The sequence below is a fragment of the Geodermatophilus ruber genome, assembly GCF_900114385.1.
GTDB lineage: Bacteria > Actinomycetota > Actinomycetes > Mycobacteriales > Geodermatophilaceae > Geodermatophilus > Geodermatophilus ruber.
Map to the genome: position 1 here is coordinate 46,806 of NZ_FOSW01000001.1, position 18,047 is coordinate 64,852.

31 protein-coding genes are annotated in these 18,047 nt (G+C 70.6%); 3 read left to right on the top strand and 28 right to left on the bottom strand.

The window, feature by feature from the left end:
• Positions 1–163 precede the first annotated feature (163 nt).
• Genes BMZ50_RS00265 through BMZ50_RS00270 form a run of 3 tightly spaced genes read left to right on the top strand, consistent with a single transcriptional unit; the run spans position 164 to position 1,841 of the window.
• Positions 164–1,078 (top strand): alpha/beta fold hydrolase, encoded by a 915-nt coding sequence (locus BMZ50_RS00265; RefSeq protein ID WP_091319577.1) that lies wholly within the window; start codon positions 164–166, stop codon positions 1,076–1,078.
• Positions 1,069–1,230, top strand: coding sequence for a hypothetical protein (locus BMZ50_RS23885; RefSeq protein ID WP_177212570.1), 162 nt, complete (start codon positions 1,069–1,071; stop codon positions 1,228–1,230). The genes BMZ50_RS00265 and BMZ50_RS23885 overlap by 10 nt, the downstream gene beginning before the upstream one ends.
• The gene (locus BMZ50_RS00270; protein WP_091319579.1) at positions 1,230–1,841 is read left to right on the top strand and encodes a TetR/AcrR family transcriptional regulator; all 612 of its coding nucleotides are present in this window, start codon (positions 1,230–1,232) and stop codon (positions 1,839–1,841) included. The genes BMZ50_RS23885 and BMZ50_RS00270 overlap by 1 nt, the downstream gene beginning before the upstream one ends.
• Here BMZ50_RS00270 and truA read toward each other — a convergent pair.
• The 28 genes from truA to rplB all read right to left on the bottom strand — a co-directional run bounded on the left by truA (position 1,828) and on the right by rplB (position 17,989).
• Positions 1,828–2,688: a tRNA pseudouridine(38-40) synthase TruA gene (gene truA, locus BMZ50_RS00275; RefSeq protein ID WP_091320943.1), complete on the bottom strand. Its 861-nt coding sequence runs from the start codon at positions 2,686–2,688 to the stop codon at positions 1,828–1,830. The two genes, BMZ50_RS00270 and truA, sit on opposite strands and share 14 nt — an antisense overlap.
• A 4-nt stretch (positions 2,689–2,692) precedes the next feature.
• Positions 2,693–3,436: a 50S ribosomal protein L17 gene (gene rplQ / locus BMZ50_RS25140; RefSeq protein WP_091319582.1), complete on the bottom strand. Its 744-nt coding sequence runs from the start codon at positions 3,434–3,436 to the stop codon at positions 2,693–2,695.
• Positions 3,437–3,576: 140 nt separating this feature from the next.
• Positions 3,577–4,644: a DNA-directed RNA polymerase subunit alpha gene (locus BMZ50_RS00285; RefSeq protein WP_091319586.1), complete on the bottom strand. Its 1,068-nt coding sequence runs from the start codon at positions 4,642–4,644 to the stop codon at positions 3,577–3,579.
• Between the two features lie 158 nt (positions 4,645–4,802).
• Positions 4,803–5,429 carry a 30S ribosomal protein S4 gene (gene rpsD / locus BMZ50_RS00290; RefSeq protein WP_091319590.1) on the bottom strand — a complete coding sequence of 209 codons (627 nt, stop codon included), beginning with the start codon at positions 5,427–5,429 and terminating at the stop codon, positions 4,803–4,805.
• Positions 5,430–5,464: 35 nt separating this feature from the next.
• Positions 5,465–5,872 (bottom strand): 30S ribosomal protein S11, encoded by a 408-nt coding sequence (gene rpsK / locus BMZ50_RS00295; protein ID WP_091319594.1) that lies wholly within the window; start codon positions 5,870–5,872, stop codon positions 5,465–5,467.
• Between the two features lie 97 nt (positions 5,873–5,969).
• Positions 5,970–6,350 carry a 30S ribosomal protein S13 gene (gene rpsM / locus BMZ50_RS00300; protein WP_091319598.1) on the bottom strand — a complete coding sequence of 127 codons (381 nt, stop codon included), beginning with the start codon at positions 6,348–6,350 and terminating at the stop codon, positions 5,970–5,972.
• Positions 6,351–6,364: 14 nt separating this feature from the next.
• Entirely contained in the window at positions 6,365–6,478 is a 114-nt protein-coding gene (gene rpmJ / locus BMZ50_RS00305) for a 50S ribosomal protein L36 (protein WP_012950458.1), read from the bottom strand.
• Between the two features lie 73 nt (positions 6,479–6,551).
• Entirely contained in the window at positions 6,552–6,773 is a 222-nt protein-coding gene (infA, locus tag BMZ50_RS00310; RefSeq protein ID WP_012950459.1) for a translation initiation factor IF-1, read from the bottom strand.
• A 299-nt stretch (positions 6,774–7,072) separates the two neighbouring features.
• Complete coding sequence (gene map / locus BMZ50_RS00315) at positions 7,073–7,930, bottom strand: type I methionyl aminopeptidase (protein WP_245753201.1); 858 nt, start codon at positions 7,928–7,930, stop codon at positions 7,073–7,075.
• A gap of 15 nt (positions 7,931–7,945) precedes the next feature.
• Entirely contained in the window at positions 7,946–8,572 is a 627-nt protein-coding gene (locus tag BMZ50_RS00320) for an adenylate kinase (protein WP_342708001.1), read from the bottom strand.
• A gap of 8 nt (positions 8,573–8,580) precedes the next feature.
• Positions 8,581–9,891: a preprotein translocase subunit SecY gene (secY, locus tag BMZ50_RS00325; protein ID WP_091319605.1), complete on the bottom strand. Its 1,311-nt coding sequence runs from the start codon at positions 9,889–9,891 to the stop codon at positions 8,581–8,583.
• A gap of 112 nt (positions 9,892–10,003) precedes the next feature.
• Entirely contained in the window at positions 10,004–10,447 is a 444-nt protein-coding gene (rplO, locus tag BMZ50_RS00330) for a 50S ribosomal protein L15 (RefSeq protein WP_091319608.1), read from the bottom strand.
• Positions 10,448–10,470: 23 nt separating this feature from the next.
• Positions 10,471–10,653 carry a 50S ribosomal protein L30 gene (gene rpmD / locus BMZ50_RS00335; RefSeq protein ID WP_091319612.1) on the bottom strand — a complete coding sequence of 61 codons (183 nt, stop codon included), beginning with the start codon at positions 10,651–10,653 and terminating at the stop codon, positions 10,471–10,473.
• A 1-nt stretch (position 10,654) separates the two neighbouring features.
• Positions 10,655–11,269: a 30S ribosomal protein S5 gene (rpsE, locus tag BMZ50_RS00340; protein ID WP_072919083.1), complete on the bottom strand. Its 615-nt coding sequence runs from the start codon at positions 11,267–11,269 to the stop codon at positions 10,655–10,657.
• Between the two features lie 40 nt (positions 11,270–11,309).
• Entirely contained in the window at positions 11,310–11,717 is a 408-nt protein-coding gene (gene rplR, locus BMZ50_RS00345; RefSeq protein ID WP_091320946.1) for a 50S ribosomal protein L18, read from the bottom strand.
• Positions 11,717–12,256 carry a 50S ribosomal protein L6 gene (gene rplF, locus BMZ50_RS00350; RefSeq protein WP_091319615.1) on the bottom strand — a complete coding sequence of 180 codons (540 nt, stop codon included), beginning with the start codon at positions 12,254–12,256 and terminating at the stop codon, positions 11,717–11,719. The genes rplR and rplF overlap by 1 nt, the downstream gene beginning before the upstream one ends.
• A 12-nt stretch (positions 12,257–12,268) precedes the next feature.
• A complete protein-coding gene (gene rpsH, locus BMZ50_RS00355; protein ID WP_425431979.1) occupies positions 12,269–12,673 on the bottom strand; it encodes a 30S ribosomal protein S8 in 405 nt (134 codons plus the stop codon).
• Between the two features lie 124 nt (positions 12,674–12,797).
• Positions 12,798–12,983 carry a type Z 30S ribosomal protein S14 gene (locus BMZ50_RS00360; RefSeq protein WP_091319621.1) on the bottom strand — a complete coding sequence of 62 codons (186 nt, stop codon included), beginning with the start codon at positions 12,981–12,983 and terminating at the stop codon, positions 12,798–12,800.
• 22 nt (positions 12,984–13,005) lie between these two features.
• Complete coding sequence (gene rplE / locus BMZ50_RS00365; protein WP_091319625.1) at positions 13,006–13,590, bottom strand: 50S ribosomal protein L5; 585 nt, start codon at positions 13,588–13,590, stop codon at positions 13,006–13,008.
• A gap of 5 nt (positions 13,591–13,595) precedes the next feature.
• Positions 13,596–13,934, bottom strand: coding sequence for a 50S ribosomal protein L24 (gene rplX, locus BMZ50_RS00370; protein WP_177212571.1), 339 nt, complete (start codon positions 13,932–13,934; stop codon positions 13,596–13,598).
• A gap of 2 nt (positions 13,935–13,936) precedes the next feature.
• Entirely contained in the window at positions 13,937–14,305 is a 369-nt protein-coding gene (gene rplN / locus BMZ50_RS00375) for a 50S ribosomal protein L14 (protein ID WP_012950472.1), read from the bottom strand.
• 194 nt (positions 14,306–14,499) lie between these two features.
• Positions 14,500–14,799 carry a 30S ribosomal protein S17 gene (gene rpsQ, locus BMZ50_RS00380; RefSeq protein ID WP_091319631.1) on the bottom strand — a complete coding sequence of 100 codons (300 nt, stop codon included), beginning with the start codon at positions 14,797–14,799 and terminating at the stop codon, positions 14,500–14,502.
• Positions 14,796–15,029, bottom strand: a complete 234-nt coding sequence (rpmC, locus tag BMZ50_RS00385) for a 50S ribosomal protein L29 (RefSeq protein WP_091319635.1) — start codon at positions 15,027–15,029, stop codon at positions 14,796–14,798. The genes rpsQ and rpmC overlap by 4 nt, the downstream gene beginning before the upstream one ends.
• The gene (gene rplP / locus BMZ50_RS00390; protein WP_091319639.1) at positions 15,029–15,445 is read right to left on the bottom strand and encodes a 50S ribosomal protein L16; all 417 of its coding nucleotides are present in this window, start codon (positions 15,443–15,445) and stop codon (positions 15,029–15,031) included. The genes rpmC and rplP overlap by 1 nt, the downstream gene beginning before the upstream one ends.
• Positions 15,446–15,448: 3 nt before the next feature.
• Positions 15,449–16,363, bottom strand: a complete 915-nt coding sequence (gene rpsC, locus BMZ50_RS00395) for a 30S ribosomal protein S3 (protein ID WP_091319643.1) — start codon at positions 16,361–16,363, stop codon at positions 15,449–15,451.
• A complete protein-coding gene (gene rplV, locus BMZ50_RS00400; RefSeq protein WP_091319647.1) occupies positions 16,363–16,830 on the bottom strand; it encodes a 50S ribosomal protein L22 in 468 nt (155 codons plus the stop codon). The genes rpsC and rplV overlap by 1 nt, the downstream gene beginning before the upstream one ends.
• Before the next feature lie 20 nt (positions 16,831–16,850).
• Positions 16,851–17,132 carry a 30S ribosomal protein S19 gene (gene rpsS / locus BMZ50_RS00405; RefSeq protein WP_091319651.1) on the bottom strand — a complete coding sequence of 94 codons (282 nt, stop codon included), beginning with the start codon at positions 17,130–17,132 and terminating at the stop codon, positions 16,851–16,853.
• Between the two features lie 23 nt (positions 17,133–17,155).
• Positions 17,156–17,989, bottom strand: coding sequence for a 50S ribosomal protein L2 (gene rplB / locus BMZ50_RS00410; protein WP_091319654.1), 834 nt, complete (start codon positions 17,987–17,989; stop codon positions 17,156–17,158).
• Positions 17,990–18,047: the final 58 nt, after the last annotated feature.

The following is an 18,047-nucleotide window of genomic DNA, read 5'->3' on the forward strand; positions in this document are numbered from 1 at the left end:
CACCAGGCTGCGCACCCATCGAGTGGCAGAAGGCGTCCGCCGACGCGGACACGGTGTATCAGCAGCCCGTCCCGCCGTCCCTCGGGGAGGCGGTCAGCGCGGCGGTGGACCGACAGGACGCCTTGGTGGTACACCTGTATCATCAAGGCTCTGGAGGGCTTCCATGACGACGATCGACCGTCCGTCCGGCTTCACCAGCGACCGCGGCCGCGCGAGGTTCCTCGCTGCTTACGACAGGGCGTTCACGGCGTTGTGGCCCGTTCCGGTGTCGGCCGAGGACGTCCCGACGTCGCTGGGAGTCGTTCGCGCCTACCGGGCGGGGCCGTCGGGCCCAGATCCCGTCGTCCTGCTCAGCGGAGCCGGAGGCAACGCCCTCGGGTGGTACCGCCACGTGGCCGCCCTGAGCGCGCACCGACCGGTGCTGGCCGTCGATCCGCTCGGGGAGCCCGGCCGCTCGGTGCCGAGCCAGGCACTAGCGGACGGCGTGACGGCGGCGCGCTGGCTGGACGAGGTGCTGGCTGCTGTCGGCGCCGAGCGGGCGCACCTGGTCGGATCCTCCTACGGCGGATGGATCGCCCTGGAACACGAACGGCACCTGTCGGGACGGGTGAGCGCGGTGACGCTCGTCGACCCGGCCGGCCTGGCAGACCTGAGCGGCCGGTTCTACCGCTGGGTGATCCTCGGCGGACTGTCGGTTCTGCTGCCACGACCACTGCGCCACCGGGCCGCCCGCGCGCTGGTCAACGGCACGCTGACGGAGGACGAGTTGATGCGCCTGGGGCTCGCTGCCCGCTCGTTCCGCCGCCGGCTTCCCGCTCCACCGGTGTGGACCGATCCTGACCTGGCAGCGATCACCACGCCCGTGCAGCTACTCCTCGGCGCGCGGAGCGCGTTGCACGACTCCACCGCCGTGGCTCGACGGATCGCCACGGTAGCCCCCTCATGGCGGACCGAGGTGGTGCCCGCGACCGGGCATGCCCTTCCTCTCGAGGCGCCCGGGCTCGTCGTCGCCCGCGTGCTCGCCTTCCACCCGACCCGCGCCGGCGACGATCTCCCCGACGAGCTGACGTGCTCCTGAACGCCGCTGTCCTCTCCGTGGCCATCGACGTCTTGGCGGTGGCGATCGCGCACCCGTCCGCCCCGCGCGAGCCATGGCTGCACCGGCTGGTCTGCGTCGTCCCGTTGTCCGCCATCGCCGGAACAGTGCTCGCCCTGGCCGCGGGCGCCTGATGCCCCGCCGGGTCGATCACGAGGAGCGGCGGGCCCACATCACCGCCGCCCTCCTCCGCATTGCCGGCACCCGAGGCCTGCAGGCGGTGTCCATGCGGGAGGTTGCCGCCGAAGCGGGGATCTCCCTCCGCCTGGTCCAGTACTACGTCAGCGACAAGCCGACCCTGCTGCGGCTGGGGCTCGATGAGCTCGCAGCACGCCTCGACCGGCGGATCCGAGAGCGAGCCGCCGCCCGCGGGGCCGGGTTGGCGCCGCGGGCGGTCCTGGAGGTGGTGCTGACGAGCATCCTGCCCGTCGACGAGGCGAGCCGACTCGATCGGATGGCATGGAGCGCGTACTTCGCGGTCGCGCTCACCGATCCCGCCCTGCTCGCCGGCGCCACCAACCATCCCGACGCGCTGGAGGACTGGTTGACCACCGTGCTCGTGCGCGCCCGAGACTCGGGTGACGTGAACTCCGGCCGGGAACCACGCACGGAGGTGGCCGCCCTGCTGGCCCTCACCAACGGACTGAGCGACAGTGTCGTGGGCGGCCAGCGCGACGCCGATGCCGCGCTCGCGATCCTCGACTACCAGCTGGATCGGCTGTTCGACCGGTCTACGCCGGCCTAATCTCCCGACGGGCGCGGGTGAGGCGCGCGCGGGCGGCGAGCATGTCGTCGGGCGGGTAGTCGACCCGCACCAGCGTCAGGCCCGCGGCCGGCGCGACCGGGACCTCCCCGGCCCGCTCGGCGCGGGCCAGCAGCGCGGCCGGCCAGTTCACCGGCCGGCGGCCCTCCCCCACCACGGTCAGCCCGCCCACCAGGCTGCGCACCATCGAGTGGCAGAAGGCGTCCGCCGACGCGGACACGGTGATCAGCGGGCCCTCCCGGCGGACGTCCAGGGCCAGCAGAGCGCGGACCGTAGAGGCGCCCTCCCGCCGCCGGCAGAAGGCGGCGAAGTCGTGCTCGCCGAGCAGCAGGGCGGCGGCCACCGCCATCGCGTCGGCGTCCAGGCGCCGCGGCCAGCCGACCGTGTCGGCGCGGCGCAGCGGCGGCGGGCCCTCGGGGGCGTCGGTGAGCCGATAGACGTAGTGCCGCGCCAGCGCGCCGAACCGCGCGTCGAAATCCGCCGGCGCCTCCTCGACGGCGGTCACCGCGATGTCGGGCGGCAGCACCCCCCGCAGCCGCCGCACCAGGCGCTCGCGCTGCGCCTCCCACACCGGCCGGGGGACGTCGCAGTGCGCCACCTGCCCGGTGGCGTGCACCCCGGCGTCGGTCCGCCCGGCCACGGTGAGCGCAACAGGCACGCGCAGCACCCGGCTGAGGCCCTCCTCCAGGTCCCCCTGCACGGTGCGCTGTCCGGGCTGCCGGGCCCAGCCGTGCAGCCCGGCACCGTCGTACTGGACGCGCAGGCGGAGACGGACGAGCCCGCCACCGGAGTCGGTGGCGGGCTCATCGGGGTGCTGCTGGATGTTCAGGGGGTCACTTGGGGTCGGGCGCGGCCTCGCCGCCGGGGGCCTGCCGGCCCGCGGTCGCGGCGTCCTGGCTCTCGGCGGCCTCGATCTCGGCAGCCGCAGCGGCAGCCAGCTCGGGCGAGAGGTTCGGGTCGGACACCACGCCCGACTCCGCAGCCGTCGGCTGGGGCTCGACGTCCTGGTCGTCCAGGCGCTCACCGTCCGGGAGGAAGACGTCGGCGGCCACCTCGTCGGTGGTGTCCGCGGAGGCGGCGCCGTCCGCGCTGTCGGCGCTCTCGGCCGACTCGAGGGCGTCGGCCGTGACCTCACCGGCGGCGGCCGCGGCGCCGGTGCCGGAGGCGAACCGGGTGCCACGGGCGCGCTCGGCCTCGCCGACCGCCTGCTGGCCCACGGTCAGCGCCTCGACCAGCTCGATGACCGCCATCGGGGCGTTGTCACCCTTGCGGGGGCCCACCTTGGTGATCCGCGTGTAGCCGCCGGGCCGGTTCTCGTACCGGGGACCGATGTCGGCGAACAGGTGGTGGACGACGTCCTTGTCGCGGATGACGGTCATCACCTGACGGCGGGCGTGCAGGTCCCCGCGCTTGGCGAAGGTGACCAGCTTCTCCGCGAACGGACGCAGCCGCTTCGCCTTCGCCTCGGTGGTGGTGATCCGCCCGTGCTCGAACAGCGAGGTGGCCAGGTTGGCCAGCATCAGCCGCTCGTGCGCAGGGGACCCGCCGAGACGGGGGCCCTTGGTGGGGGTGGGCATGTCGGTCCTTCCTCAGGCGGCCGGGCGGTGCGTGCCGGGCTGCATCATCCGTGGTGCTGTCGTCGCTTCAGTGTGGCTGTCCGGACGACGGCGCCGGACGGCGGGTCACCCCGCCGCCCGGCACCGGACAGCCGTGCAGCTCAGAGCTGCTCGGTCTCCTGGTACGAGCCCTCGCCGTACTCACCGGCGTCGCCGTACTCGGCGGTGCCGTGGTAGGCGTCGGTCTCGTAGCCCTCGTCATAGCTCTCCACCGAGGTGGGGATGAACCCGGGCGGGCTGTCCTTGAGCGCCAGGCCCATCGCCGCCAGCTTCATCTTGACCTCGTCGATGGACTTGGCCCCGAAGTTGCGGATGTCGAGCAGGTCGGCCTCGGAGCGGGTGACGAGCTCACCGACGGTGTGCACGCCCTCGCGCTTGAGGCAGTTGTAGGACCGGACGGTGAGGTCCATGTCCTCGATCGGCATCGAGAAGTTCGCGATGTCCGCGGCCTCGGCCGGGCTGGGGCCGACCTCGATGCCCTCCGCGTCGATGTTCAGCTCGCGCAGCAGGCCGAACAGCTCGACGAGGGTGGACCCGGCGCTGGCGATCGCGTCGCGCGGGGCGATGGAGGGCTTGGTCTCGACGTCGACGACCAGGCGGTCGAAGTCGGTGCGCTGCTCGACACGGGTCGCCTCGACGGCGTAGGTCACCTTGAGGACCGGCGAGTAGATGGAGTCGACCGGGATCCGGCCGATCTCCTGGCCCGGCTGCTTGTTCTGCGGCGCCGGCACGTAGCCGCGGCCCCGCTCGACGACCAGCTCGATCTCCAGCCGGCCCTTGCCGTTGAGGGTGGCGATGTGCAGCTCGGGGTTGTGGACCTCGACGCCCGCGGGCGGCGCGATGTCGGCCGCGGTGACCTCACCCGGGCCCTGCTTGCGCAGGTACATGGTCACCGGCTCGTCGGAGTCGGAGCTGACCACGAGACCCTTGAGGTTCAGGATGATCTCGGTGACGTCCTCCTTGACCCCGGGCACGGTGGTGAACTCGTGCAGAGTGCCCTCGATCCGGATGCTGGTGACAGCAGCCCCGGGGATCGAGGAGAGGAGGGTGCGGCGCAGCGAGTTGCCGAGGGTGTAGCCGAAGCCCGGCTCCAGCGGCTCGATGACGAACCGTGAGCGCTGCTCGGTGATCGTCTCCTCGGTCAGCGTCGGACGCTGTGCGATGAGCATGGGAGTTCTCCTTCAGGTCCTCCGGCGCCCGCCATATGACGCCGTGAGGGGGGTGGTGCGGGCTCCGGCGGACATCGGTCCGCCCGCCGGAGCCTTGGCCCCTTCGCAGGGTCCCGCGCCGCGCGAAGCGTGGCGTGGGGGGCGAAGGGGCCCTTTCGTTACTTCGAGTAGAGCTCGACGATCAGCTGCTCCTGGACCGGCGTGTCGATGACCTGCCGGGCCGGGACGCCGTGGACCAGCACGCGCAGCTGGCTGCTGATGACCTCGAGCCACGCGGGCACGGGGCGCTCGCCGGCGCGGGCCTGGGCGACCTCGAACGGCAGCATCCGCCGCGACTTCTCGGCGACCTCGATGATGTCGTTGGCGCTCACCCGGTAGGACGGGATGTCGACCTTGCGGCCGTTGACCCGGATGTGGCCGTGGCGCACCAGCTGGCGGGCCATGTCACGGGACTCGGCGAAGCCGGCCCGGTACACCACGTTGTCCAGCCGCGACTCGAGGATCTGCAGCAGGACCTCACCGGTCTTGCCGGACTTCTTGTTGGCCTCTTCGTAGTAGCCGCGGAACTGCTTCTCCAGGACGCCGTAGATGCGGCGCGCCTTCTGCTTCTCACGCAGCTGCAGCAGGTACTCGCTGTCCTTGCTGCGGCCCCGGCCGTGCTCGCCCGGCGGGTAGGGCCGGATCTCGATCGGGCACTTCGGGGACTCGCACTTGCTGCCCTTGAGGAACAGCTTCATCTTCTCGCGCCGGCACAGGCGGCAGTCGGCTCCGGTGTAACGGGCCACGTCAGGTACTCCTCGTTCGTCTCGTCAGTGGCCGGTCAGACCCGGCGGCGCTTCTTGGGGCGGCAGCCGTTGTGCGGCTGCGGCGTGACGTCCTGGATCTGACCGACCTCGAGGCCGGTGGCCTGGAGGGACCGGATGGCGGTCTCGCGACCGGAGCCGGGGCCCTTGACGAAGACGTCGACCTTGCGCATGCCGTGCTCCTGCGCCTTGCGGGCAGCGTTCTCGGCCGCCATCTGCGCGGCGAACGGCGTGGACTTGCGCGAGCCCTTGAAGCCGACGTGGCCCGCGGAGGCCCAGCTGATCACGTTCCCGCTCGGGTCGGTGATCGAGACGATCGTGTTGTTGAACGTGCTCTTGATGTGCGCGGCGCCGTGGGCGACGTTCTTCTTTTCCTTGCGGCGGACCTTCTTGGCGCCGGCCGCGGCGCGAGCCCTGGGAGGCATGTCTCTCCGGTTTCCTTCAGATCAGTGGCCAGATGCGCACGCGCCGCGCGCCGTCGCTCCCGCCCTCCCGGGTCGCTGCGACGGCGCGCGATGCGGCTTACTTCCTGCCGGCCTTCTTCTTGCCGGCGATGGTCTTGCGCGGGCCCTTGCTCGAGCGCGCGTTGGTGCGGGTGCGCTGACCGTGGACGGGCAGCCCACGACGGTGACGCAGCCCCTGGTAGCAGCCGATCTCCACCTTGCGGCGGATGTCGGCGGCCACCTCACGGCGCAGGTCACCCTCGACGCGGAAGTGCTCGTCGATGTAGTCGCGCAGCTTCAGCAGGTCCTCGTCGCTGAGGTCCTTGGCGCGCAGGTCCGGGCTGACGCCCGTTGCGGCCAGGGTCTCCTTCGCGTGGGCCTTGCCGATGCCGTAGATGTAGGTGAGCGCGATCTCCATCCGCTTCTCGCGGGGCAGGTCGACGCCGGCCAGTCGTGCCATGTCCAGGTACTCCCTCAGCCCTGCCGCTGCTTGTGGCGGGCGTTGTCGCAGATGACCATGACCCGGCCGTGCCGGCGGATCACCTTGCACTTGTCGCAGATCTTCTTCACCGACGGCTGGACCTTCACCGGTGCCGCCCCTCATTCCTCAGATCGTGTGCCGAGCGCACTCCACCCGGGAGGGGTGGGCGCGCAGCGGCGGTTACTTGTACCGGTAGACGATGCGACCGCGGGTCAGGTCGTAGGGCGAGAGCTCCACGACCACGCGGTCCTCGGGCAGGATGCGGATGTAGTGCTGACGCATCTTGCCGCTGATGTGGGCGAGCACCCGGTGCCCGTTCTGCAGCTCGACCCGGAACATCGCGTTGGGCAGCGGCTCGACGACGCGACCCTCGACCTCGATGGCCCCGTCCTTCTTCGCCATGCCCGACACGGCCTCCCTGACTCGATGGTGCTGACGGTCCTCCCGCGCACGCCGGAGCGGCTGTCACGCGTTCGGTTGTGTGCAGAACAAGTGGTGCAGGCGCTCTCGCGAGGGCGCCCTGCGCCGCGCGGCCACAGCGCGGCGACAGGACGGCGCGAACGCCATCGGCCACTGTACCCCGCCTCGGCGCGCCCCTCCAACCCGGGGTCGTGTGATCCGGGAAGCTGGAGCGCTGACCTGGGCGGGACGCTTCAGGTGCGGCGAGGCACCGACGCTCAGGTGCGGCGAGGCACCGAAGCTCAGGTGCGAGGCGTGATCCCGAAGGGAGCAAGCCCTGCCACGCCGCCGTCCTCGGCCGTGAGGACCCAGGGGCCCTCCGGCGTGATGGCGACGGTGTGCTCGAAGTGGGCCGCACGCGACCCGTCCTTGGTGACGACCGTCCAGCCGTCCTCGAGCTCCACGGTGGCCGGGTCGCCCACGGTCACCATCGGCTCGATGGCCAGCGCCAGACCGGGGACCAGCTTCGGCCCCCGCCCCGGCCGGCCGTAGTTCAGCACGTGCGGGTCCTGGTGCATCTCGGTCCCGATGCCGTGTCCGCCGTAGTGGTCGACGATCCCGTATCCGTGCTGCTCCGCCACGATCGTCTGCTCCACGGCGTGGCTGATGTCGGTGAGCCGGCCGCCGGCGATCGCCCGGGCCAGCCCGGCCCACATGGACCGCTCGGTGACGTCGATCAGCGCGGCATCCTCGGCCGAGGGCTCCCCCACCGTCACGGTGACCGCGGAGTCCCCGTGCCAGCCCTGCAGGATGGCCCCGCAGTCGATGGAGATGTTGTCCCCCAGGGCGAGCGTCCGGCTCTTGTTCGGGATGCCGTGCACGATCTCGTCGTTGATCGACGCGCAGATGCTGCCGGTGAACCCGTGGTAGCCGAGGAAGGAGGGCACCGCCCCCGCGCTCCGGATGTGGTCCTCCGCGATGGCGTCGAGCTCCCCGGTGGTGACCCCGGGACGGACGGCCGCGCGGACGGCCCCGAGGGCGCCGGCCACGACCAGCCCGGCAGCGCGCATGAGCTCGAGCTCGTGCGGCGTCTTGATCTGGATCATGCGTCCACTCCACTTCGCCAGCAGCGGGAGGCGGCTGAGGATGCCGGCCGTCATCTGCGGCGCCGTTCCTCAGCCCGCGCTCTGCTGCCCGGTCGGCCCGTCGGACTGCCGGGTCGCGGCGGAGCCACCCTGCCCGAGGGCGTTCATGGCCCGCTCGGTGACCTCGTCCACCGTCCCGATCGCGTGGATCCGGGTCAGCAGCCCTTGTGAGTCGTAGAACCCCGACAGCGGTGCGGTCTGTTCCCGGTACACCCCGAGACGGTGACGCACGGTCTCGGGCTTGTCGTCCTCCCGCTGCACCCACTCGCCGTCGACGAGCATCCGCCGGCCGGAGAGCCGGCGGACCAGCTCGTCCTCGTCCACGACGAGCTCCAGGACCGAGTCCAGCCCGTGCCCGAGCTCCTGCAGCGACTCGCGCAACTGCTCGGCCTGGGCGATCGTCCGGGGGAAGCCGTCGAGCAGAAAGCCGGCCTTGGCATCCGGCTCGGCGAGCCGGTCCTTCACCATCGCCACCGTGATCTCGTCGGGCACCAGGTCACCGGCGTCCATGTAGACCTTGGCCTGCCGGCCCAGCTCCGTCTCACCGCTCACGTTCGCCCGGAAGATGTCCCCGGTGGAGATGGCCGGCACGCCCAGCCGGCCGGCGATGATCTGGGCCTGGGTGCCCTTACCCGCTCCGGGGGGGCCGAGCAGCACGACGCGCACTACTTCAGGAACCCTTCGTAGTTGCGCTGGTTGAGTTGCGTCTCGATCTGCTTCACCGTTTCCAACCCCACTCCCACCATGATGAGCACCGCGGTCCCGCCGAACGGGAAGTTCTGGTTCTGCCCCTCCTGCGTGATGGAGAGGAACAGGTTGGGCAGCACCGCCACGAGCCCCAGGTAGATCGACCCGGGCAGCGTGATCCGGGACAGCACGTACTGGAGGTACTCCGCGGTCGGTCTGCCCGGCCGGATACCGGGGATGAACCCGCCGTAGCGCTTCATGTCCTCGGCACGTTCCTCCGGGTTGAACGTGATCGACACGTAGAAGTACGTGAAGAACACGATCAGGCCGAAGTAGAGGGCGACGTGGACCGGGCTGCTCTGGTCGATGATGTAGTTCTCGAAGAACTGCCGGATCCGGCCTGTGTCGTTGCCCTGCAGCTGGCTGATCAGCTGGGGCAGGTAGAGCAGCGAGGACGCGAAGATCACCGGGATGACGCCCGCCTGGTTGACCTTCAGCGGCAGGTAGGTCGACGTCCCGCCGTACATGCGGCGCCCGACCATCCGCTTGGCGTACTGGACCGGGATCCGTCGCTGCGCCTGCTCGACGTAGATCACCGCACCGATGATCAGCAGCGCGAAGGCGCACACGACGGCGAAGACGAACGCTCCGCGGGTCTGCAGGATCGCGCCGCCCTCGGCCGGGATGCGCGCGGCGATCGAGGTGAAGATCAGCACGGACATGCCGTTGCCGATCCCCTTCTCGGTGAGCAGCTCGCCCAGCCACATGATCAACGCGGTGCCGGCGGTCAGCGCGACCACGAGGACGACCGTCGTCCAGATGGACTCCGACGGGATGATGCTCTGCGAGCAGCCCGGGAACAGCTGGCCGCTGCGGGCCAGGGCGATGATGCCGGTGCTCTGCAGGATCGCCAGCGCAATGGTCAGGTAGCGGGTGTACTGGGTCAGCTTCGCCTGACCCGACTGCCCTTCCTTCTTCAGCTGCTCGAACCGCGGGATGACCACGACCAGCAACTGCACGATGATGCTGGCCGTGATGTACGGCATGATGCCGAGCGCAAAGACCGACAGGCGCAGCAGCGCCCCGCCGGAGAACAGGTTGACCAGCGAGTAGAGGTCGCGCTGATCGGATGCCTGGGCCTGCTCGAGACAGCTGTTGATGGCCTCGACGGAGACCCCGGGCCCCGGGACGGCGGCGCCGAGCCGGTACACGGCGATGATCGCCAGGGAGAACAGCAGCTTGCGCCGGAGGTCTGGCGTCCGGAACGCCGCGGCGAACGCCTGCAGCACGTGCCCTCCCCTGCTCGGTCGGATGAGGTTAGCAACGAGCCCGTCCAGCAGAGGCGCGGGACGGGCAGCAGTCGACCCCCGGAGGCACGAAAGCCTCCGGGGGTCGACGGCGTCAGATGCGGGTGATGCTGCCCCCGGCCGCGCTGATCTTCTCCGCCGCGGAGGAGGAGAAGGCGTGCGCGTGCACGTGGACCTCGATGCCGCCCAGGTCACCGGTGCCGAGCACCTTGACCGGCTGGCCCCGGCGGACGGCGCCGGCCTCGGCCAGCGAGTCCGGGTTGATGGACCCGCCCTGGGGGAACAGCGCCGCGATCCGGTCGAGGTTGACGACCTGGAACACGACCTTGTTCGGGTTCTTGAAGCCCGAGAGCTTGGGCAGCCGCATGTGCAGCGGGGTCTGGCCGCCCTCGAAGCGCGGGTTCGTGTTCCCCCGGGCTCCGGTGCCCTTGGTGCCGCGACCGGCGGTCTTCCCCTTCGAGCCCTCACCGCGACCCACGCGGGTCTTGGGGGTGTGGGCGCCCGGGGCCGGACGCAGGTGGTGGACCTTGAGAGTCATGAGATGTCCCTACTCAGCCGCGGTCAGCTGATCTCTTCGACGGTGACCAGGTGCGGCACCGTCGCGACCATCCCGCGGATCTCGGGACGGTCCTCCTGCACGACCGAGTCGTTGATCCGCTTGAGCCCCAGGGAACGCAGCGTCTGACGCTGGTTCGGCTTGGTGCCGATCGCCGACCGGATCTGGGTGACCTTGAGCTGCGTCATGTCAGACCCCCTGGCCCGCACGCGCCCGCAGCATCGCCGCCGGAGCGACGTCCTCGAGCGGCAGACCACGGCGGGCCGCGATCTCCTCGGGACGCACGAGATCCTTCAGCGCCTGCATGGTCGCGTGCACGATGTTGATCGGGTTGGAGGACCCGAGGCTCTTGGACAGCACGTCGTGGATGCCCGCGCACTCCAGGACGGCGCGCACCGGGCCACCGGCGATGACCCCGGTACCGGGGCTGGCCGGCTTGAGCAGCACGACGCCCGCGGCCGCCTCACCCTGCACCGGGTGCGGGATGGTGCTGGCGATGCGGGGCACCTTGTAGAAGTGCTTCTTGGCCTCCTCGACGCCCTTGGCGATCGCCGCGGGCACCTCCTTGGCCTTGCCGTAGCCGACGCCCACGGTGCCGTCGCCGTCGCCCACGATCACCAGGGCGGTGAAGCTGAAGCGCCGACCGCCCTTGACCACCTTGGACACGCGGTTGATGGCCACCACGCGCTCGATGAAGTTGCTCTTCTCGGCAGGTGCGCCGCCGGGCCCCCGCCCGCCGTCACGACGGTCGCGGCGGTCGTTACCGCCGCCGGCGCCGCCGCCGCGTCGCTGTGGTCCTGGCATCAGACGTCCCTCTCGATCTGCTTGTTCGCGGTGCTGCTCATCAGAAGTCCAGACCACCCTCGCGGGCGGCGTCGGCCAGCGCAGCGATCCGGCCGTGGTAGCGGTTGCCGCCCCGGTCGAGGACGACCGCGGAGATGCCGATGGCCTTGGCCCGCTCGGCGACGAGCGCGCCGACCCGGCGGGCCAGGGACGACTTGTCGCCCTCGGCGCCACGCAGGCTCGGGTCCAGAGTGGAGGCACTGGCCAGCGTACGGCCGACGGTGTCGTCGACCAGCTGCACGTGGATGTGCCGCGAGCTGCGGTTGACCACCAGGCGCGGACGCTCCGGCGTGCCCGAGACCCGCTTGCGCAGCCGCTTGTGCCGGCGCTGGCGGGCCAACCGCCGCGCGGTGCTGATGTCGGTGCCGACGGGCTTGTGGACCCGAGCGGACTTCTCTGCCTGAGTCATCACTTACCCGTCTTCCCGACCTTGCGCTTGATGACCTCACCCTGGTACCGCACGCCCTTGCCCTTGTAGGGGTCGGGGCGGCGCAGCTTGCGGATGTTGGCCGCGATCTGGCCCACCTGCTGCTTGTCGATCCCGGTCACCCGCAGGCGGGTCGGGGACTCGACGGTGAAGGTGATGCCCTCGGGGGCCTTCACCGGCACCGGGTGGCTGTAGCCCAGGGCGAACTCGAGGTCCGAGCCTCGGGCCTGCACGCGGTACCCCACGCCGACGATCTCGAGGGTCTTGGTGTAGCCCTCGGTGACGCCGGTGATCATGTTGGCGATGAGCGTGCGCGACAGCCCGTGCAGGGCGCGGCTCTCCCGCGCGTCGTCGGGCCGCGCCACCGTCAGGGTGCCGTCCTCGCCGCGCGCGACGGTGATCGGCGCCGCGACGGTGTGGGCCAGGGAGCCCTTGGGCCCCTTCACGCTGACCGTCTGACCGTCGATGGCGACGTCCACCCCACCGGGCACGGGAATCGGGAGTCGTCCGATCCGTGACATCTGCTCGCTCCCTTACCAGACGTAGGCGAGGACTTCCCCGCCCACGCCCTTCTTGTTCGCCTGCCGGTCGGTCAGCAGCCCGGTCGAGGTGGAGATGATGGCCACCCCGAGGCCGCCGAGCACCTTGGGCAGCGCGTTGGACTTGGCGTACACCCGCAGACCGGGCTTGGAGACGCGCCGGACGCCGGCGATGCTCCGCTCACGGTTCGGGCCGTACTTGAGGTCGATCACCAGCTCCTTGCGGGTGGTGCCGTCCTTCTCGACCTCGTTGACGGTCCAGCCGGCGATGTAGCCCTCCTGCTGGAGGATCTCGGCGATGTGCGTCTTCAGCTTCGACGACGGCATGATCGCGCTGTCGTGGTACGCCTGATTGGCGTTCCGCAGCCGCGTGAGCATGTCCGCGATCGGGTCGGTCATCGTCATGGGTGTCGTGCCTCTCTCGCCGCGGTTCCTCACGCGATTCTGCGCGGGCCTCTCGGCGATCGGTGGTGCTCTGGGTGGACCGCCCCGTCGGGTCAGCGCGCGGGACGGGCGCTGGGGACTACCAGCTGGACTTGCTCACGCCCGGGAGCTCGCCGGCGTGGGCCATCTCCCGCAGGCAGATCCGGCACAGGCCGAACTTGCGGAAGACCGAGTGCGGACGACCGCACCGCTGGCAGCGGGTGTAGGCGCGGACCGCGAACTTGGGCTTGCGGGCCGCCTTGTTGATCAGAGCCTTCTTGGCCATCTGTCTGTCTCCTCGCCCCGGCTCAGCGGGTGGTGGTCACGACGGGCTGGCCGGCGAACGGGAAGCCCAGCAGGCGGAGGAGCTCGCGACCCTCCTCGTCGTTCGTGGCGGTGTTGACCAGCGTGATGTCCATGCCCCGGGGACGGTCGATCTTGTCGACGTCGATCTCCCGGAACATCGACTGCTCGGTCAGCCCGAACGTGTAGTTCCCGTGCCCGTCGAACTGCTTCGGGTTCAGGCCACGGAAGTCACGGATGCGGGGCAGGGCCAACGACAGGAGCCGGTCCAGGAACTCCCACATGCGGTCACCGCGGAGGGTGACCTTGGCGCCGATCGGCATGCCCTCGCGAAGCTTGAACTGCGCGATGGACTTGCGGGCCCGCACCACGGCCGGCCGCTGACCGGTGATGGCGGTGAGGTCGCGGACCGCGCCGTCCATCAGCTTGGCGTCACGGGTCGCCTCGCCGACGCCCATGTTGACGACGATCTTCGTCAGCCGCGGGATCTGCATGACGTTGCTGTAGTTGAACTCCGCCTGCAGCGCCGGCGCGATCTGCTCGCGGTAGTGGGCGAGCATGCGGGGCAGCTCACGGGTGGGTGCGCTCATGGCCGTCAGAGGTCCTTACCGGTGCGCCGCGACACCCGGATGCTGCGGCCTTCCTCGTCCTTGCGGAAACCGACCCGGGTCGGCGTGCCCTCGGAGTCGATCACCATCACGTTGCTCACGTGGATGGGCGCCTCCTGGGTGACGATCCCGCCCGACTGGGCACCGCGCTGGGTGGAGCTGATCCGGGTGTGCTTCTTCACCCGGCCGACGCCCTCGACCAGGACCTTCTGGAGCTTGGGGTAGGCGGCGATGACGCGGCCCTTGGCGCCCTTGTCCTTGCCCGACAGGACGACGACCGTGTCGCCCTTCTTGACCTTCAGCTTCGACGGGGTCTTGTCCGCCATGATCACAACACCTCCGGGGCGAGCGAGATGATCCGCATGAACCGCTTGTCGCGCAGCTCCCGGCCGACGGGGCCGAAGATGCGCGTCCCGCGGGGGTCGCCGCTGTCGCGGATGATGACCGCGGCGTTCTCGTCGAAGCGGATGTAGGACCCGTCGGGACGACGGCGCTCCTTCACCGTGCGGACGACGACGGCCTTGACCACGTCACCCCGCTTGACCCCGGCACCGGGCAGCGCGTCCTTCACGGTCGCGACGATGACGTCGCCGATGCCCGCGTAGCGTCGCCCCGAGCCGCCGAGCACTCGGATGCAGAGGATCTCCTTTGCCCCGGTGTTGTCGGCGACCCGCAGTCGCGACTCCTGCTGGATCACGTTGCTACTCCCAAATCTCAGTGGTGACAGCCGGGCCGGAACGGTGAACCGGCTGTCCGGTACCTACGTGCGGACGCACCGGCAGCCTGCGCCGCCGGTGCGTCCGAACACGGGTACCGGGATGCGGCGCGCACCCGGAGGGGCGCCGGTCGTCCAGGGTACCTGGTCCTGGGACGGCCCCGGAGGGCCGCGTCCTACTTGGCCTTCTCGACGACCTCGACCAGCCGCCACCGCTTGGTGGCCGACGTGGGCCGGGTCTCCATGATCTGCACGCGGTCACCGATGCCGGCGACCTCCTGCTCGTCGTGCGCCTTCAGCTTGCTCGTGCGACGGATGACCTTGCCGTAGAGACCGTGCTTCACCCGGTCCTCGACCTCGACCACGATGGTCTTGTTCATCTTGTCGCTGACCACGAGTCCTTCACGGACCTTGCGGTAACCCCGCCCGGCCAGGCCGGGGCCGGTCGCGGCCTGCGTCTCCTGGGCCTCGCTCATGCCACACCCTCAGTCGGGGCGACCGAGAGGCCCAGCTCGCGCTCGCGCATGATCGTGTAGATCCGGGCGATGTCGCGGCGGACGGTCTGCAGCCGCCGGTTGTTGTCCAGCTGGCCGGTGGCCACCTGGAACCGCAGGTTGAACAGTTCTTCCTTGGACTCGCGCAGCCGCGTGGCGAGCTCCTCGGGGGAGAGCTCACGCAGCTCGGAAGCGGTCAGCCCGGCGGCCATCACACCTCTCCTTCACGAGTGATGAAGCGGCACTTCATCGGGAGCTTGTGGATCGCTCGGCGCATGGCCTCGCGGGCCACCGGCTCGGCGACACCGGAGAGCTCGAACATGATGCGTCCGGGCTTGACGTTGGCGACCCACCACTCGGGCGAGCCCTTACCGGAACCCATGCGCGTCTCGGCCGGCTTCTTGGTCAGGGGGCGGTCCGGGTAGATCGAGATCCAGACCTTCCCACCGCGGCGGATGTGACGGGTCATGGCGATACGAGCGGACTCGATCTGCCGGTTGGTGACGTACGCCGGCTCGAGGGCCTGGATGGCGTACTCACCGAAGTTGATCTCGGTTCCGCCCTTGGCCCGGCCCTTGCGACTCGGGTGGTGCTGCTTGCGGTGCTTGACGCGCCGTGGGATCAGCACGTGTCAGCCCTCCGTGTTCTGCGCGGCCGTGTTCTCGGCCGCAGCGGTGGCCTCGGCGCCTGCGGCGTCCGAAACGGTCTGCTCGGTCGCGACCTCACCAGAGGTCGCGGCCACGGTGGAGTCGGCGGGCTCGGCGGCGGGGCCGGTCGAGGACTCGGCCGCGGCGCGACCGGCCTCGGTCCCGCCGGCGGTCGTGCCCGACGAGCCGGAGCGGCGCTGCGGGCGCTGGGCCCGCTCGCGACGCTGCTGGCGGGCGGCGAGGGCCTCGAGGGCATCGCGCTCGGCACGCGAGCCGCTGACGTCACCCTTGTAGATCCACACCTTCACGCCGATGCGGCCGAAGGTGGTGCGGGCCTCGTAGATGCCGTAGTCGATGTTCGCGCGGAGCGTGTGCAGCGGCACACGGCCCTCGCGGTAGAACTCCGACCGGCTCATCTCGGTGCCGCCCAGGCGACCCGAGCACTGCACCCGGATGCCCTTGACCTGCGGGCTGCGCTGCGCGGACTGCATCGCCTTGCGCATGGCGCGGCGGAAGCTGACCCGGCTGGAGAGCTGCTCGGCGACGCCCTGGGCGACCAGCTGCGCGTCGGCCTCGGGGTTCTTCACCTCGAGGATGTTCAGCTGCACCTGCTTGCCGGTGAGCTTCTCCAGCTCGCCCCGGATCCGGTCGGCCTCGGCGCCGCGGCGACCGATGACGATGCCCGGACGGGCGGTGTGGATGTCGACGCGGACCCGGTCACGGGTGCGCTCGATCTCCACCTTGGAGATGCCGGCCCGCTCCATGCCCTTGGACATGAGCTTGCGGATCGCGACGTCTTCCTTGACGTAGTCCTTGTACAGCTTGTCGGCGTACCACCGGGACTTGTAGTCGGTGGTGATGCCGAGCCGGAACCCGTGCGGGTTGACCTTCTGACCCACTAGCGGGTCCCTCCCCTCGTGTTGCTGCTCTGCTGCTGGGTGGCCGGACCGGACTGGCCGGTGCGGCGACGCGCCTCGCGGGACTTGCCGGCCAGCTCGGCGCTGCCGCCGACCTCGGCGACCTCGACGGTGATGTGGCAGGTCCGCTTGTTGATGCGGAAGGCCCGGCCCTGGGCGCGCGGGCGGATCCGCTTGAGCGTGGGCCCCTCGTCGACATACGCGGCGCTCACGACCAGGGCGGCCGGGTCCAGCCGCAGGTTGTGCTCGGCGTTGGCGACGGCGCTGGCCACGACCTTCAGGACCGGCTCGCTGGCCGCCTGCGGGGCGTAGCGCAGCAGCGCCAGCGCCTCGTCGGTGGGCAGGTAGCGGATGAGGTCCACCACCCGGCGTGCCTTCATGGGGGTGACGCGGACGAACCGGGCCGTAGCCCGGGCCGCCGGCGCCTCCTGTCCCAACTGGGAAGTCATCGAAATCTCTCTCTACCTGGTCAGCCGCGCCGCGACCGGCGGTCGTCCTTGACGTGCCCACGGAAGGTGCGCGTGGGCGCGAACTCGCCGAGCTTGTGCCCGACCATGGCCTCGGTCACGAAGACCGGGACGTGCTTGCGGCCGTCGTGCACGGCGAACGTGTGCCCGAGCATGTCGGGGATGATCGTCGAGCGACGCGACCAGGTGCGGATGACGGTCTTGGTGCCCTTTTCGTTCTGCGCGTCCACCTTCTTGAGCAGGTGGTCGTCGACGAACGGGCCCTTCTTGAGGCTGCGTGGCATGTCTGTCGGACTCCTCTACCCGCTCAGCGCTTCTTGTTGGTGCGCCGGCGGCGCACGATCATGGCGTCACTGGCCTTCCGCTTGCGCGTCCGGCCCTCGGGCTTGCCCTTCGGGTTCACCGGGTGGCGACCACCGGAGGTCTTGCCCTCACCACCGCCGTGCGGGTGGTCCACCGGGTTCATGGCCACACCGCGGACGGTCGGGCGCTTGCCCTTCCACCGCATCCGGCCGGCCTTGCCCCAGTTGATGTTCGACTGCTCGGCATTGCCCACCTCGCCGACGGTGGCGCGGCAGCGCACGTCGACGTTGCGGATCTCGCCCGACGGCATGCGCAGCTGGGCCAGGCGGCCCTCCCGCGCGACCAGCTGGACGCTGGTGCCGGCCGAGCGAGCGATCTTCGCGCCCCCACCGGGACGCAGCTCGATGGCATGAACCACGGTGCCGACCGGGATGTTCCGCAGCGGCAGGTTGTTGCCCGGCTTGATGTCGGCCCCGGGGCCGCACTCGACCGTGTCGCCCTGCTTGAGGCGGGCCGGCGCGATGATGTAGCGCTTCTCGCCGTCGGCGAAGTGCAGCAGCGCGATGCGCGAGGTGCGGTTGGGGTCGTACTCGATGTGCGCGACCTTCGCCGGCACGCCGTCCTTGTCGGCCCGGCGGAAGTCGATCAGCCGGTAGGCACGCTTGTGCCCACCACCCTGGTGACGGGCCGTGACCTTGCCGTGGACGTTGCGCCCACCGCGCCCGTGCAGCGGCCGGACCAGCGACTTCTCGGGATGGTCGCGGGTGACCTCGGCGAAGTCGGCGACGCTGGAGCCGCGGCGGCCCGGCGTCGTCGGCTTGTACTTGCGGATGCCCATGGGTCTGGAGTCCCTGTCTGTTCTCTCTGGTCCGGTCTGTGGGTGCGGTGGGCGCGCG

Excerpts from the sequence above, each read along its gene's own strand:
- BMZ50_RS00265 (WP_091319577.1), top strand. The coding sequence starts at position 164 with ATGACGACGATCGACCGTCCGTCCGGCTTCACCAGCGACCGCGGCCGC.
- BMZ50_RS00270 (WP_091319579.1), top strand. The coding sequence starts at position 1,230 with ATGCCCCGCCGGGTCGATCACGAGGAGCGGCGGGCCCACATCACCGCC.
- rplQ (WP_091319582.1), bottom strand. The coding sequence starts at position 3,436 with ATGCCCACCCCCACCAAGGGCCCCCGTCTCGGCGGGTCCCCTGCGCAC.
- BMZ50_RS00285 (WP_091319586.1), bottom strand. The coding sequence starts at position 4,644 with ATGCTCATCGCACAGCGTCCGACGCTGACCGAGGAGACGATCACCGAG.
- rpsK (WP_091319594.1), bottom strand. The coding sequence starts at position 5,872 with ATGCCTCCCAGGGCTCGCGCCGCGGCCGGCGCCAAGAAGGTCCGCCGC.
- rpsM (WP_091319598.1), bottom strand. The coding sequence starts at position 6,350 with ATGGCACGACTGGCCGGCGTCGACCTGCCCCGCGAGAAGCGGATGGAG.
- infA (WP_012950459.1), bottom strand. The coding sequence starts at position 6,773 with ATGGCGAAGAAGGACGGGGCCATCGAGGTCGAGGGTCGCGTCGTCGAG.
- map (WP_245753201.1), bottom strand. The coding sequence starts at position 7,930 with ATGACGGCCGGCATCCTCAGCCGCCTCCCGCTGCTGGCGAAGTGGAGT.
- rplO (WP_091319608.1), bottom strand. The coding sequence starts at position 10,447 with ATGACTCTCAAGGTCCACCACCTGCGTCCGGCCCCGGGCGCCCACACC.
- rpmD (WP_091319612.1), bottom strand. The coding sequence starts at position 10,653 with ATGACGCAGCTCAAGGTCACCCAGATCCGGTCGGCGATCGGCACCAAG.
- rpsE (WP_072919083.1), bottom strand. The coding sequence starts at position 11,269 with ATGCCAGGACCACAGCGACGCGGCGGCGGCGCCGGCGGCGGTAACGAC.
- rplR (WP_091320946.1), bottom strand. The coding sequence starts at position 11,717 with ATGACTCAGGCAGAGAAGTCCGCTCGGGTCCACAAGCCCGTCGGCACC.
- rplF (WP_091319615.1), bottom strand. The coding sequence starts at position 12,256 with ATGTCACGGATCGGACGACTCCCGATTCCCGTGCCCGGTGGGGTGGAC.
- rpsH (WP_425431979.1), bottom strand. The coding sequence starts at position 12,673 with ATGACCGACCCGATCGCGGACATGCTCACGCGGCTGCGGAACGCCAAT.
- BMZ50_RS00360 (WP_091319621.1), bottom strand. The coding sequence starts at position 12,983 with ATGGCCAAGAAGGCTCTGATCAACAAGGCGGCCCGCAAGCCCAAGTTC.
- rplE (WP_091319625.1), bottom strand. The coding sequence starts at position 13,590 with ATGAGCGCACCCACCCGTGAGCTGCCCCGCATGCTCGCCCACTACCGC.
- rplX (WP_177212571.1), bottom strand. The coding sequence starts at position 13,934 with ATGGCGGACAAGACCCCGTCGAAGCTGAAGGTCAAGAAGGGCGACACG.
- rpsQ (WP_091319631.1), bottom strand. The coding sequence starts at position 14,799 with ATGAGCGAGGCCCAGGAGACGCAGGCCGCGACCGGCCCCGGCCTGGCC.
- rpmC (WP_091319635.1), bottom strand. The coding sequence starts at position 15,029 with ATGGCCGCCGGGCTGACCGCTTCCGAGCTGCGTGAGCTCTCCCCCGAG.
- rplV (WP_091319647.1), bottom strand. The coding sequence starts at position 16,830 with ATGACTTCCCAGTTGGGACAGGAGGCGCCGGCGGCCCGGGCTACGGCC.
- rpsS (WP_091319651.1), bottom strand. The coding sequence starts at position 17,132 with ATGCCACGCAGCCTCAAGAAGGGCCCGTTCGTCGACGACCACCTGCTC.
- rplB (WP_091319654.1), bottom strand. The coding sequence starts at position 17,989 with ATGGGCATCCGCAAGTACAAGCCGACGACGCCGGGCCGCCGCGGCTCC.